At 52.2% G+C, this 14,207-nt stretch carries 9 protein-coding genes; 3 read left to right on the top strand and 6 right to left on the bottom strand.

What is annotated here, in order from left to right; all coding sequences use genetic code 11:
• Window positions 1-255: 255 nt before the first annotated feature.
• From NYE33_RS09570 to NYE33_RS09555, 4 genes are all read right to left on the bottom strand, one after another.
• A complete protein-coding gene (locus NYE33_RS09570) occupies window positions 256-867 on the bottom strand; it encodes a TVP38/TMEM64 family protein (RefSeq protein ID WP_042139861.1) in 612 nt (203 codons plus the stop codon).
• A 361-nt stretch (window positions 868-1,228) separates the two neighbouring features.
• Window positions 1,229-2,113: a glycine betaine ABC transporter substrate-binding protein gene (locus NYE33_RS09565; RefSeq protein ID WP_231575224.1), complete on the bottom strand. Its 885-nt coding sequence runs from the start codon at window positions 2,111-2,113 to the stop codon at window positions 1,229-1,231.
• A 17-nt stretch (window positions 2,114-2,130) separates the two neighbouring features.
• Window positions 2,131-2,967, bottom strand: coding sequence for an ABC transporter permease (locus NYE33_RS09560; protein WP_039305343.1), 837 nt, complete (start codon window positions 2,965-2,967; stop codon window positions 2,131-2,133).
• Window positions 2,964-4,163, bottom strand: coding sequence for a quaternary amine ABC transporter ATP-binding protein (locus tag NYE33_RS09555; protein ID WP_042139862.1), 1,200 nt, complete (start codon window positions 4,161-4,163; stop codon window positions 2,964-2,966). The genes NYE33_RS09560 and NYE33_RS09555 overlap by 4 nt, the downstream gene beginning before the upstream one ends.
• Window positions 4,164-4,419: 256 nt before the next feature.
• Here NYE33_RS09555 and NYE33_RS09550 point away from each other — a divergent pair, with 256 nt between their 5' ends.
• Window positions 4,420-4,974: a GbsR/MarR family transcriptional regulator gene (locus NYE33_RS09550; protein WP_042139863.1), complete on the top strand. Its 555-nt coding sequence runs from the start codon at window positions 4,420-4,422 to the stop codon at window positions 4,972-4,974.
• Between the two features lie 99 nt (window positions 4,975-5,073).
• On the opposite strand, the gene NYE33_RS09545 is transcribed toward NYE33_RS09550, so the two are convergent.
• Window positions 5,074-10,338 carry a carbohydrate binding domain-containing protein gene (locus NYE33_RS09545; RefSeq protein WP_341065565.1) on the bottom strand — a complete coding sequence of 1,755 codons (5,265 nt, stop codon included), beginning with the start codon at window positions 10,336-10,338 and terminating at the stop codon, window positions 5,074-5,076.
• 281 nt (window positions 10,339-10,619) lie between these two features.
• Between NYE33_RS09545 and NYE33_RS09540 the strand changes: the two genes are divergently transcribed.
• Both NYE33_RS09540 and NYE33_RS09535 read left to right on the top strand, forming a co-directional pair.
• Complete coding sequence (locus NYE33_RS09540; RefSeq protein WP_039305455.1) at window positions 10,620-11,636, top strand: LacI family DNA-binding transcriptional regulator; 1,017 nt, start codon at window positions 10,620-10,622, stop codon at window positions 11,634-11,636.
• Between the two features lie 230 nt (window positions 11,637-11,866).
• Entirely contained in the window at window positions 11,867-12,772 is a 906-nt protein-coding gene (locus NYE33_RS09535) for a helix-turn-helix transcriptional regulator (protein ID WP_341065563.1), read from the top strand.
• A 305-nt stretch (window positions 12,773-13,077) separates the two neighbouring features.
• Here the strand turns inward: NYE33_RS09535 and NYE33_RS09530 are convergent, their stop codons facing one another.
• Window positions 13,078-14,088, bottom strand: a complete 1,011-nt coding sequence (locus NYE33_RS09530) for a ketoacyl-ACP synthase III (protein WP_340942404.1) — start codon at window positions 14,086-14,088, stop codon at window positions 13,078-13,080.
• Window positions 14,089-14,207: the final 119 nt, after the last annotated feature.

Genomic DNA, 14,207 nt, shown 5'->3' with positions numbered 1-14,207 from the left:
GAAGAACTGCTCTACGCTTCTACTTCCTTTTATCCTTTATATAGATTGAACTGGAATTTGAGTTGGAGAAGGGAGTGACGGAGGGGAATTTTGGAACTGTAGGAGCGGAAGCGTCCGCCTTTGTCTACGGATTTCTACCGCTAAAGGTTGTACAAATCAAGAAATCTGTAGACAACAGCGGCCGGAAGTCCAAATATTCACCGCAGTTACGAATACTTCTTTACTTAAAATCTTAAGTTTAATCTATATTGCCTCCTACCCCATCCGCTTACGCTTATCCTCCTGCAGATGCCCCCAGTGACGGCGGACAAAAATAGCGATCAGAATTACCATAAACACCGCATACCACGTAAGGAATCCGTTCCACTCCTCCCGGGGGACAATCAGCGAGGAGCTGATCGTTCCAAACAGCCAGATGTAAGACAGATTCCCAAGCACCGTCCCCCAGATAAAAGCAGCAGGCTTAATCGGAGAAACGGCCGACATCAGATTGATAATATTGCTCGGCACAATCGGAATCGTACGCAGCAGCACCAGGGTCCAGATGCCGTAGCGGTCCAGATACATCTGCCATTTGTCATAGCGCTTCAGCTTATATCCCCATTTCCGGTCAAACCACTCCGAAAGATAGCGCCGGAACAGGAAGTAGACGAGCACCGCACCAATATTACAGGCCAGCCAGCTGACAATCATCCCGCCAATAACATTAAATACAGAGACGTGAAGCACAATCAGGATCGCTAGTGGGAAAAATCCGAATAAACTTTGCAGTACCGCCAGCGGAACGGTAGCGAATAGAATGGAAGGGCCGCTCAATCCAAGACTCTGCAGCAGCCAGTCGATCCAGGCATTAATGGTCTCGGTCACGGAGTTCTCCCCTTTCCTGACTCCTTGCAGCAGCTGTCTCCTGATTTCATACTGAACATAAGGGAATCGCTCATTAACGTTTGTTTCGTGAATCTCAAGTGGAAACGGCGTTGCCGTCCTTTAATAAGGACGGTACCGTTTCAGCGAGAAAGATAAGGAACATTTATTACGCGAAGCATATACATTCTTATCTTTTCAAGAAAAACACCCCTCTCGGGGTGTTTGTTGAATGAGTTTGCTTATGATATGTACATCTAAAGAACAGTCGTTAGCGTACAAGTTACAGAATTGTAGCCTATGTTCTTTCAATCATAGCACACATCGATCTTCTCTGCCAAATAGCTGATTCGCTGAACAATCTCTACAAATTCACTCCGGTAATCCACTCATTCACCTTGGCTTCATTGTTATCGACCCAATCTTTGGCCGCTTCCTCCGGCGATTGTCCGCCTTGAATCTTGACCATAACCTGAGCCATATCGTCTGCGGTCCATTTGAATTGGCTTAGGAACAGATACACATCGGGCATATCATCCTGCAGGCCTTTTCGTACCATAGTATGGATCTGCTCAGCACCGCCGTATACATTCTTGGGATCATCAAGATATTTCAGGTCCATATTCGCGAACATCCAGTGCGGGGTCCAGCCGGTAACTACGATCGGTTCATTGTTGTCAAAAGCTTTCTGCAGCTCCTGTGCCATCGCCGCCGAAGAGCTCTCTAGCAGCGTATAATCGCTTAATCCGTACGCTTCAATTGCGGCTTCAGTAGCCGTCATAATTCCGGCACCCGGTTCGATTCCGATAATCATGTTATCCAGCGAAGCCGCAACTTCCGCATTCTTCAGGTCCTCGATGGAATTAATATCCATATAAGCGGGAACGGCAAGTCCAGTCTTCGTTCCATCCAGATTCACACCGGCATCTACGATATCATTGCCGTATTTCTCCAGATAGGAAGCATGGGTACCCGGCAGCCAGGCGGCTACCATCGCATCCGCACTTCCGTCAGCAATCCCTGCCCACATTGGACCGGCATCGACCTGGAGCATTTCTACCGTAACGCCAAGCTTCGATTCCAGTACTTCCTTAACCACGTTCGTGCTGGCAATTTCCGAATCCCAGGCTACATAAGCCAGCTTCACCGAAGAATTATCCTTGGACGAGCATCCGGAAATAACAACAACCATCATCAATAGCATAATCAAGCCAAGCTGGCTCAGTTTCATCGATTTAAATTTACTCATATGAATTAAACACTCCTCTATCCTTGTTGTTTGGGCTTGAACAGCTTCTGGGTCAGACGGTCCAGCAATATCGCAATAATAACAATGGCAATCCCCGCTTCGAAGCCTGCCCCCGTCTTGGCCTGTGATACCGCACGGTACACATAGGCTCCGACACCCTGGGCGCCGATCATGGACGAGATTACGACCATCGACAGTGACAGCATAATGGTCTGGTTAATACCGGCCATAATAGTCGGCAGGGCAATCGGCAGCTGCAGCTTGAACAGCTTCTGTCCTGCTGTGGATCCGAAGGCATCCGCAGCCTCCACCAGCTCCGGCGATACCTGCCGGATACCCAGGTTCGTTAGACGGATGGTTGGCGGGATAGCAAATATAATAGAAGCAATCACCCCTGGCACTACACCCAGAGAGAAGAACGATACCGCAGGCAGCAGATATACGAACGCCGGCATCGTCTGCATAAAGTCAAGTATAGGCGTAGCAATATTCTGGAAGGTCTTGCTCTGCGCACAGAGCACGCCCAGCGGAACCCCGATAATTACAGCCAGCAAGGAAGCCGTCAGCACAAGGGCCAGCGACTGCATTGAGGGGTCCCATAATCCGAGATTATCAATCAGCAGCAGCCCGATCACTGCGAACAATGCCATCCGCCATTTGCCGATCCAATATGCCAGAGCGGCGATAAGTATGGTCAGCACAATCGCGGGCAGGAATGTTAGCGCCGCATCAATGCCGCTTACCATTCCGCCGATCACAGCATGAATGAGATCGAAGAAGGGGCCGAAATAAGTTGTCAGCCAGTCTTCGAGCCATTCTACGCCCTTTCCGAGCGGTATTTTGGGTAAATTCATGAACCAAGCCCTCCTTCCGGAACCGCATTACCGGCAAGTGCGGACAGCACGGCTCCCTTGATGACAATGCCCTTCAGCTTGTCACCCTCGTCTACTACGGCAACCGGCAGATGCGTCTCCGACATCATCTCGAACAGGTCATTCAGCAGGGTATCCGGCCGTACACGGGGAATCTCCCGCTGCATGACTTCCAGAATGCTCCGGTTCTCTTTCAGTGCCTGTGCCGCATTCTCCGCTGTAATTACACCTTGGAGCTTCATTTCATTATCCGCCACATACAGGCTGGATACTCCGCTGTCCCGCATAAGCTGCAGGGCTACCCGGGGTCCGCGTTCCGGACGGATCATCTCCGGCTGGCGCATGACATGAGCGGCTGTCAGCACCTTGGACAAGTCGACGTCCTCAACGAATCGTTCTACATATTTATTCGCAGGCTGAATGAGGATCTCTTCCGGCGAACCGATCTGGACAATGACGCCGTCCTTCATCAGTGCAATCCGGTCACCAATCCGCAGCGCCTCATCGAGATCATGCGTGATGAATACAATGGTCTTCTTCACCCGGGCCTGCAGCTCCAGCAGCTCCTGCTGCATATCCTTGCGGATCAGCGGATCAAGCGCACTGAAGGCCTCATCCATCAGCAGGATATCCGGATCATTGGCCAGCCCTCTGGCCAGACCGACACGCTGCTGCATGCCGCCGCTCAGCTGATCCGGCCGGTGATGCTCCCAGCCCTTAAGGCCGACCAGCTCAAGTGCCTCCATGGCAAGACGGGTTCGCTTGCTTTTCTCCACACCTTGCACTTCCAGTCCGTATTCAGCATTGGCCAGCACACTGCGGTGCGGGAATAACGCGAACTTTTGAAAGACCATGCCGATATTCTTGCGCCGGAACTCTCTTAGCTGCTCCGGATTCATCTGGACAACATCCTTGCCCTTGAACAATACCTGGCCCCCAGTGGGCTCAATCAGCCGGTTCAATAACCGGACGAGCGTGGACTTACCGCTGCCCGACAATCCCATAATGACAAATATTTCTCCTTCTTCAATGCTGAATTCGGCTTTATTCACGCCAACCGTCAGCTTGGCTTCCCGGGCAATCTTCTCTTTGGACCAGCCTTGTTCTAATAATGGAAGTGCCCGTACCGCATCATGACCGAATACTTTGGTAAGCTGTTTCACCTCTATAATTGCCATGGTGACCTCCTTCTCTCCCCTTAATATTTCAGGTTAGTTCTCCTGACCTAGTGTAACGGACTTGTGAAAAGAGACGCAAAGCGCATATTCGCTTAAAATTTAGTGTACAGTTTTAACTTTACGAACTTTACGTATAGAATACTCTGTTTAACGCCATATTCCGTTCCAGATGAATTCTTTACTTATAGCAGCGGATTTGATTACAATACATTGGAGAGGTTTGTTGCCTGTCAGCCTATTCCTCAGGAGGGACATCATGAACGATTTAGAGGGGCTTCTGCCCGAACAAATAGAGAGAATCAGCAAAGTCCGTGAGCGGGTCATCGATTCCATCGGTAAAAATATGGATTTGTACGGAATTACCTTGTCCATTGGGCATTTATACGGTTACATGTATTTCAATCAGGGTCCGGTTACACTGGACGAACTGAGCAGCACTATGGGTATGAGCAAGACATCGATGAGTACCGGTGTGCGCACGCTGCTGGATCTGAAGATGATCGATAAAGTCTGGGGAAAAGGCACCCGCAAGGATCTGTTCGAGGTGGTCCCGGACTGGCATCAGAACTTCAGCGACTACTTCTCCATTAAATGGAGAAAAGCAGTCGAGGGTAATATGACTGCACTTAACAAATCATTGTCCGAGATCCAGCAGATGAAGCAAGAATATTCGGACGAGCCGGACATCGGACGTCTGCTTTTGACCGATGAGGCCAAAATTGAGGAAGCGATCAAATATTACCGCTGGCTGCTGAAGCTGATCGAAGCGCTGGAGACCGGCAAGATTTTTGAATTGATCCCTAAAGAATAATATCAGCCATATACGTTAATCCTATCCGTACAAATGCAAACGGCCGCGATCCTTAAATTCAAGGATCGCGGCCGTTTATCGTTCTCTGTTATTTTACTGTTACAGTTTCTCAACCAGACTGACATCATCGATATAAATATGGTTGCCGGCCTGGATGGCCGTGTTGGTCTGTGCGCTGTTTCCGTCAATGAGCCCCATAAGGAATACCAGATGTGCACCCGCATCGGTGCTGTCATTCATAGTGAAGGTGAAGCTGTACGCCTCCATCTCACCGGTCAGAGCAATGGCTGTCACCGGTAAATACTTATTGTAATCCGGGCCGAAATGTTCAACGGCCACTTCAATCAGCCGGTTCACATCCGAGCGGGCCTTGAAGGTCAGGGTGTAGGTCTTGCCTTGCACAAGCTTCAGGTCTCTATAATCGACTTGTGCAGCGAAGTTGGCTATTCCGGTAAAATTCAGTAAGACCGCCAGTTCGCCGTTCTGGACTGCGGCTGAGCCGGGTCCGTCGAAGTATTGCGTCCAGCCCTTAATGCCCTGATCCGCATTGAAGGTTCCGTTATCCAGTGTGCCGCTGGCAGGTTCGATGACAGGACCGCCTGTAACCTCTTTGACTACAATATCGTCGAAGGAGATCGTGTGCTCCGTACTGTTTGCCGTCCCATCTTCACCTAAGGTTTTGCCGATCAGATAGTTAAGCTTCAGCGGGATGTCATTCGTAACACTGAACTGCGCGCTGTAAGTCGCCCAGGTTGCCGTGACATCAAACTTCGCTTGAGCTGACTGGGCCGAGGTTCCGCTGTACTCCACAATAATCTGCCGCGCAACCGTAGATTTGGCCTTGAAGCTCAGCTCGTAGGTTTTGCCTGCTTCCAGCTTGATATGCTCCTGATAGAACTGTGTACTCCAGGTATCGCCGCCGGCAGCGGCAATCTCTATCTCTGCCACACCCTCGTTCACCTTAAAGTTTGAGACTCCGCCTCCCCCGGACCATGTCGACCAACCCGAGTCACCGCTTGTGAATGAACCGTTGACCACCAGATTGTTGTCATTGGCCAGAATGGCCTGAACGACACTTGAGCCTACATAACCGTCAGCTTCCACGGTAATCTTATAGCTGCCCTCTGCCGGGAATGCTGCGGCACCGATGATAATCGCGCCGGGCTTCAGACTGTAAAGTTCATCCGCGAGCGTGACACCGTCCACCTTCACGGCATTAATTTTGCCGGACCAGTCTCCCTTCTCTATGAAGGTAAGCTCGATCGGCTGCGACACCCGGTTACCGGTGCTGTCTGCGAGCAGCTCCTGCGGCTTGGCCGGCGCGTCCTTGATCTCGAACTTCACATTATCGATGATGATGTCATGGCTCTGCGGAACGCTCATATCGCCCACCTTGCCAAGCAGGAATTTCAGCGAAAGCGTATCATTCGTTGTCTGCCGGAATTCGAATCTGTAATGCCCCGTTGCCGGTGATACATCCACTGTCTTATCCAGCGAAGGGATGTATTTCGCATTCTCCGCCTTCACGCTGATCTGGCGTGCGACACTGGAACTGGCATCGAATTCGACCACATAATCCGAGCCTGCGGCTGCCTTCAGGCCATTCTGGAACAGCATGACCGAATACGGCTGATTACCGGTATTCGTAATGCTGAATTTCACCGCTCCGTCCACTGCCGCCGCTGCACTCTGCCCGCCGTCTTCCGTAACCAGCCGCTCCCAGCTGTTCAGGCCGAAGCTGAAGTCCCCGTTCAGCAATGGGTAATAGGTCAGGGCCGGGTCATAATAGAAGCTGGTGCGCAGCAGAACGAAATTATCCACATACACGGTTCCGGCAGTCCCGCCAAGCCGCAGGACGAATTGACCCAGATGATCCGTTGCTCCTGCAAGGTTCGTGAACACCGCCTCTACCTGCTGTTTGTCTGCTGTAAGCTGCACGGGCTGTGAAGCGTATACCTGCCCGTTATTGCCCTGCAGTTCAATTACTGCTGTCCGTGGGGAGGCGCTTTCGGCTTCAAAAGTCAGCTTATAATCGTGCCCCTGCACCAGGAAGATTCCCTTCTGCAGCAATGCAACGTCAGCGCTGCCGCCATCCCCGCCTGAAATTTCAAGCTTGAGGACGCCCGGGTCTACCACAACCGGAAGCACCGCTGCACCACCTGCAGCCGTGGTATGCCAATAGCTCAGCCGGTCCGGCTCGCCCAGATCAAAGCTGCCATTGTAGAGATGGTTGCCGCTTCCGAGCGGCGGTTTGGCACTGTCATGATCGAAGGGGATACTCTCAATCTCTTCGAGCCTGGCATTACCGAGCCATACCGGTGATGCATTGGTGCCCATATTGAACTCGATCCGCGCTGCGTTATCCGAGCTCTCCTTCATTTGGAACATCGTCTCGAAATGCTGAATCTCCGGTGTCAGGTCAGCTTTGAACGCCGGTGAATACGACGGGAATCCCAGCGGCGCCCCGCCTGTCAGCCGGACGCTAATATCACGCGCCGTATCCGTCTTGGCATCGAAGCTCAGCTTGTAGTATCTTCCCTTCGCGACTGAAACGATGGCCTGTGGCTGAATCGAATAAGAATTTCCGCCGGCGCTGCTGATGTTCACCTTGAGGAAATTCTGCCCGCCTATCGGCTCAACCGATAGAGCTGCATCCGCTCCTTCATCCTTGTACAATACCCAGTGCGCTGTATTCGGAATGCCCATTCCGGCATCGCCTTCCACTTGTTCGGTGAAGCCGCTGTTATAAATGAAGTTGCCGCCCTCAAGCGGCAGCTTAGCTCCCTCCAGATAAGGCTCCTTCTCAAACTCAACCGGTACCGGTTCCCGGTACTCGCGTCCGGTCAGCTCATATATTCTGACATAGTCAATCTCCATGGAACTCGGAAATACTGTATCCTCTGTAGGGTCACCGTCAAAGTTACCGCCTACCGCCAGGTTCATCAGAAGGTGGAATCTCTGGTTAAACGGTGCCGGATACGCATTCATTGCCGGCTGGCCGCTGCTCTTGCTGTACCAGTCATTCTTGGTGGAGAATAAGACTTCATCCACATACCAGCGGATTTCCCCCGGCTCCCACTCGATGGAGTAGGTGTGGTAATCTTCAATCGTGGAATTGCCCGGCAGCACATATTCCTTGCCGGAATAGACATTATCCGGCCACTGGGAACCATAGTGAATGGTTCCGGCAACCACATTCGGCCGGCTGCCCCAGCCTTCCATAATATCCAGCTCTCCGGAGGCAGCCCAATTGCCGTAGGTGTAATCTTCCGGCAGCATCCAGATCGCCGGCCAGAGCCCCTTGCCGGTCGGTGCTTTCGCCCGGATCTCGAATTTACCGTACAGTTTGCTGTACAATCCCTTTGTTTTGATCCGTGAGGAGGTATACGGTTTACCGCCTACTGTTTCTTTACGCGCGGTGATGACCAGCTTGCCGTCCTCTTCCTTCACGTTCTTCACGTCGTTCGTGTAATACTCCAGCTCATTGTTTCCCCAGCCCGGATTGCCGACTATGGTTCCGTCTCCAAGGTCATAAGTCCATTTAGCCGGATCAATAGAACCGTCGTTGAATTCATCATTCCACACTAGAGTCCACGGATCGCTGGTCGGTACCGGAGTTGGTGTGACTTCCGGCAACGGGGTCGATGTAGGCAGCGGACTCGGCGTAATTACCGGTGTTGCCGTCGGCGCTGGTGTTGCCTCCGGCGTCTGCTCTGGTGTAGCTTTCGGCGTCGGCTCCGGTGTAGCTTTCGGCGTCGGCTCCGGTGTAGCTTTCGGCGTCGGCTCCGGTGTAGCTTTCGGCGTCGGCTCCGGCGTAGATTCCGGTGTTGCCTCCGGCGTAGCTTTCGGCGTCGGCTCCGGTGTAGCTTCCGGTGTCGGCTCCGGCGTTACCACTGGCGTCGGCGCTGGTGTAGCTTCCGGCGTCTGGGTCACAGCCGGTGTAGCCGTAGCGGCAGTCTCTCCGCCGCTTGCGGCAGCAGGAGGCTGGCTGGCCAGCGGTGCAGCCGGATTCAGATTCGTGCTGCTGCCCTGCTTGAGGGCAAAGCCGCCTACAGTAACATCATCCGCCTGATTCAGCACGGTGCCGAAGCTGCCGCTGCCCTGGATCGTCAAGCCTTTAGCCCCGGCTTTAATGAGCAGCTCGGCCACCTGCGCTTTGTCCATCAGCACAATCGTGCCGGAGGCTCCCCACACCAGCTTAGCGAGCTTGCCGGAGATGTTCAGTGCAATGCGGCTTCCTGCCGGATCTGCGGTGGAAACCACTCCATAGTTTCCTTTAAGGGTGACCGTTTTCTCCCCCGCCGGCAATACAACATTGGTGAATCCTTCTCCGGTGAGATTGCCTTCTTCAAGGATGGCACCTGAGTTCAGCTGTATGGTTCCCGCTGTTGTGGTCCCGCTGGCAACAATGCGGACTGTGCCTCGGGGCTTAGCAACCTGAATAGTGCCGAGACTGCTGTCCGCAAGGGTCACGCTGTGTTCACCGCCGCCGCGGATATAGGTTGTGCCTTTAACCTGCACACCTTCAATACGGATATCCCCTTCTCCGATACCTTCGGTAAGATAGAGATTGCCTTCAATTATGCTGTCCTTGAGCGTAGCTCCTTCATGGTTCAGCACCACATTCCCCTGCACCGTCCCCAGCTTCACTTCCCCGCCAGAGGACTGAAGCTCCTGCACCAGCGTATCGGCCATCTTGGCCAGCTCGGCGCGGGTAATGTTTCCGTCCGGCTTGAACAAGCCTCCCGGATAGCCCTGAATATAGCCGGCTGCAGTAAATGCATCCGCTGCTGAAATGACCTCGCTGCCTGCCCCGGCCAGATCGCTATACACCGGCCCTGCATGATTGACAGTCTCCAGCCGGAAAATCCTCTGCAGCGCCACAACCGCTTCCCCGCGCTTCAGCTTAGCTGCAGGCTGGATATGGTTATCTGCCCCTGCACTTAGATAACCTGCCGCTACCGCCTTGGCGATATCGTTCCTGTACCAGGCTCCCGCAGGTATATCCGCCGGGAGTGAGGCTGCTGCTTCCTTGTAGCCAAATATGCGGTTGATGATGGCCGCGAATTCTGCCCTCGTCACCTGATAATCCGGCCTGAAGCTGCCGTCCCCGTAACCGGAGATCACACCGCTGCGGCTCCAGCGCTGTATGGCATCCGCCGCCCAATTGTCCGTGCTCACATCAGTAAACGCTTTCATTTCAGCGGCAGTCAAATTTCTGTTCTGCACCGCAGCTGTTGCATTCCCCGCAGCTGCCAGCTTACTCTTCGCAGGCAAAGCGCCTGCCGCTCCGCCGCCCAGTGGTGACAATAGTCCGGTAATGATCACAGCGGCCGCTAACACCGCAGATACATTTCTTTTCATTTCCTTTATGCCTCCTCTAGTTTCCAGTCTCACCCGTCACAATTGCATAGCCGGGTATTTCTCAGCTGCAATAATCGAAATCGGTTTCGATAATATCCATACTTATCCCTTGAGTGCAATAAACCTTTGACTTGTTTCGGCAAGTTGAATAGACTCTAGAAAGAACTATTTCTTAGCAGCAGCCGAGTGTCCGATGAACGGCCCTATAGCCTGAGAAACCCTGGCATACCCGTCTTTTGGCCCTGTTACAACTATTAAGCGGGGGTGACTTTAGCATGCAGATGAATATCAAAAAAATTGCCGAAATGGCCGGGGTCTCTGTATCCACTGTTTCGAAAATAATGAATAATTACAGCGATGTTTCCGAAAAAACGAAGCAAAGAGTGCTGGAGATTATCGAACAAACCGGATACACCCCCTCAAGCTCCGCCAAAACACTGGCTACCAAGAAGTCAAATCTGATCGGGGTTATTTTTGCCGGTGAGCTGAATGTGGAGTTTACCCATCCTTTTTTTGTAGAGGTACTGAATTCCTTCAAGAAGCAGATGGGCGTGCTGGGTTACGACCTGATCTTCTTTTCCAATGAGAAATTCATCAGCAGCGGCGATTATTTCTCGCGTTGCCTGCATTTCCATGTGGATGGCTGCGTCATTATCTCCGGACAACAGATGGAGCCTGCCATACAGGATCTGGATAGAAGCAATATTCCCTGCATCGGCGTTGACCTAGAGCTGACCGGCAAGAAATCCGGCTATGTGATGTCGGATAATTACCAGATTGCCTCCAAAGTGGTGGAGCATTTCTATCTGCTCGGCCACAGGGAGCTTGGCTTCATCGGCAGTACGGCCGATTCGGATATCTCCAACCGGCGCGAAGCGGGCTATGTCAAAGCCATTGCCGGTTTCGGTCTGACGATGAATCCCAAATGGTTCGTGCATGGTGACGATTTCTTCGAGCCCAGCGGCTACGCCGCCATGAAGCAGCTGATCCAGACCGGCAGTCTGCCGCAAGCCATTTTCGCCGCCTCCGATCTGCTCGCCCTGGGAGCGGTCCGCGCCTTGAAGGAGCATGGCCTCCGTGTGCCGGAGGATGTCGCCATCATCGGCTGTGATGATATCGAGGCCTGCCAGTATACCAGCCCGACACTGACTACAATCCGCCAGAACAAGGAACGGCTCGGTGTACTCGCGGCCCATATGCTGTTCGATCTCATTAACAATCAGTCGGAAGGCGGCTCCTTCGTGGTTGAGCCGGCGCTGATCATCCGTGAATCCTGCGGAAGCGGGTTGAACCGCTGAGCTGCGCCTTCTTCCGGGTGCAGCATACTACCTCCCCTCTGTTTCATCATTCCGTGCTTACCTGAACCATACTGAAACCGCTTTCGATACTATAATCTCTCATTTGATGGGATGGTTCAAGGTACCGTTTTTCTGGTTATGGGGACCATTTTTCGGCTTGGTCCCCATTATTTGTGTTTAAAAGCGAACGCGCAGGCTAATGGAAATGATTTGTAGAAAAAAAACAATACATGAAACTGGCAAAAGCTCAATCCGGACAATTCTACCGGCAGTTGAATAAAGCGCATGTGACCATTCAACCATCGCTTGATAGGATTGCGTTTGCCAAAATGCTATGCTGTTTTCGACAGTGCGCACTGTACATTTTGTTTCATTGGAGGTATACAATGCTCGACTTGCGTAAAATTGGAGCTTATATTTCGAAGCTTCGCAAAGACCAGGATTTGACCCAATTGGAACTTGCCGATCAACTGAATGTAAGTCATCAGGCGGTATCGAAATGGGAACGAGGCGAATCGCTTCCGGATATCGGAACGCTTCCGAAGTTTGCGAGGTTATTCGGCAAAACGGTAGACGACATTCTAAATGCAGGAGACAACGCAGAAAATCGGGAGCATCAGCACCTAGGAACGATCGTTGAGGAGATCGCAGAGAACAGGCCGGACCAAGTTGCAGAGATGGTCAATACCGGTGAGGTGGAGATGGAAGAGCTTGTAGAGTTAGCACCGTTTGTAAAAGCAAGCGCTCTGCATAAGGTTACAGAACGAGTAGACAGCAGCATCCTTAACTTAGACGTGATCATGCGGCTGGCTCCGTTCCTTGGAACAGGTATATTGGATGAACTGGTTCATCAGGCAGATGAGGGCAGCGTGAGCTGGAATTCCGTTCAAGGGCTGGCACCCTTTATTAGCAGAGAAACGTTAAGCCGCTTGGTAGACCGGGTTGCAGATGGCACCATCGATGCGGACCGGATCATGAGCCTCGCACCTTTTTTGGAGAGGGAAAATCTCGAGAAGTTGATTAATGGAGTCGAAGCTGAACAGCTTAGCCCAGACCTGCTGGCAAGCCTTGCTCCTTTTGTCGATCAAGGGACATTGAGCAGAATGGTGACAATCTTATTGAATAAAGTAAAGTAGACACGTATAGCGGGGACCGGAGAATGGTGAAGGCGAATCCATCAGCTAACAACATATTTAGCTCAGCATTGGGGCTATTTCCCCTCGGCCTGCCCCAGGGATTTCGGAATTAAGCTAACGGGAAACCTTATCTCAATAAAACAGCGGCAGTCCAGGACTTTGTCTTCTCGTCCACGGCTGCCGCTGTCTTACATAGTTGTGGCTAGTCTAATACATATCTCACGATATCTGACGATTTAATGATTCGGAAACCGCCTTGATAAAATGTCCGATGTGGATCTCCTTATGAGTGTTTTCTGCTGACATTAAAGAGGTGTTGGAGCACCCACCTGCGGGTCCAGTGACAGGCTGACCAATTGGCCCGCGTGGGTGAGGCCTGCACCGAATCCGTACAGCAGGATCCGCTGGCCATTCTGCACCTTTCCTTCACGGATGCCAAGATCGAGGGCAAGCGGAATACTGGCCGCCGAGGTGTTGCCGAAATATTCAAGGCTGTACAGCGCTTGTTCGAACGGGTACTTCAGCCGTTCACAGACCGGTTCAATCATCCGCAGATTAGCGCTGTGCGGGATGAACCAGTCCACTTCCGCAAGGCTGACTCCTGCGTTCTGCAGCACCTGCTGCACCCCCTGCGGAACTGTCCGGACCGCCCACTTGAAGACCTCACGCCCGTTCTGTACCAGCTTGCCTGTAGCGGCAAGCTCCACTCCGTTCACCTTGTCCGCCAGCCCAGTCCGGTAGACATGCTGCGCTCCGCTCCCGTCGCTGCCGAGATTGAACCCTAAGAAGTGATCTTTATCCCCGCCGCTCTCCACAAGTACAGCCCCTGCACCATCACCGAACAGAATACTGGTACTGCGGTCAGTGTAATCCGTGATCTTGGAGAGCGCGTCAGCGCCGATGACCAGCACTTTATGATGCAATCCCGAGGACACCAGCGCATGAGCCGTATGCAGAGCATAAACAAACCCCGCGCATGCGGCACTCATATCTATCGCTCCCGAAGTAAGCGGAATACCGAGACGGTTCTGCACAATGGCTGCCACGGAAGGAAAAGAGAAATCGGGCGTACTGGTAGCAACGAGAACCATATCGACATCCTGTACGCTTTTACCGTAACGCTTCATCAGATCCTGCACGGCGGCTGCACATAAATCACTTGTATATTCATCCGCGCGGCTGATTCGGCGCTCCCGTATACCCGTCCGCTGAACAATCCACTCGTCATTGGTATCGACCATTTGCTCCAGATCATGATTCGTAAGTCTCCGGGACGGTACATAAGAGCCGATCGCTGTAATTCTTGCACCCTTCATCAATATCACCTCATCGTTAGTTATAGTATCTGATATTAGTACATGGTACTAATAATAACTTAAACTGAATTACTTTGCAAAAAAATTACAGGAGAGAATGATTTCCAGCTTGCCTTGTG

The organism is Paenibacillus sp. FSL R10-2199 (genome assembly GCF_038000235.1).
GTDB lineage: Bacteria > Bacillota > Bacilli > Paenibacillales > Paenibacillaceae > Paenibacillus_AQ > Paenibacillus_AQ phytohabitans.
The sequence above is the reverse complement of the archived record's forward strand: the minus strand, read 5'-3'. Positions and strand labels throughout refer to the sequence as shown.

Bases quoted from the DNA above. Each gene is read 5' to 3' on its own strand.
- NYE33_RS09550 (WP_042139863.1), top strand. From the start codon at position 4,420: ATGAACGATTTAGAGGGGCTTCTGCCCGAACAAATAGAGAGAATCAGC.
- NYE33_RS09535 (WP_341065563.1), top strand. From the start codon at position 11,867: ATGAAACTGGCAAAAGCTCAATCCGGACAATTCTACCGGCAGTTGAAT.
- NYE33_RS09540 (WP_039305455.1), top strand. From the start codon at position 10,620: ATGAATATCAAAAAAATTGCCGAAATGGCCGGGGTCTCTGTATCCACT.
- NYE33_RS09530 (WP_340942404.1), bottom strand. From the start codon at position 14,088: ATGAAGGGTGCAAGAATTACAGCGATCGGCTCTTATGTACCGTCCCGG.
- NYE33_RS09545 (WP_341065565.1), bottom strand. From the start codon at position 10,338: ATGAAAAGAAATGTATCTGCGGTGTTAGCGGCCGCTGTGATCATTACC.
- NYE33_RS09565 (WP_231575224.1), bottom strand. From the start codon at position 2,113: ATGAGTAAATTTAAATCGATGAAACTGAGCCAGCTTGGCTTGATTATG.
- NYE33_RS09560 (WP_039305343.1), bottom strand. From the start codon at position 2,967: ATGAATTTACCCAAAATACCGCTCGGAAAGGGCGTAGAATGGCTCGAA.
- NYE33_RS09555 (WP_042139862.1), bottom strand. From the start codon at position 4,163: ATGGCAATTATAGAGGTGAAACAGCTTACCAAAGTATTCGGTCATGAT.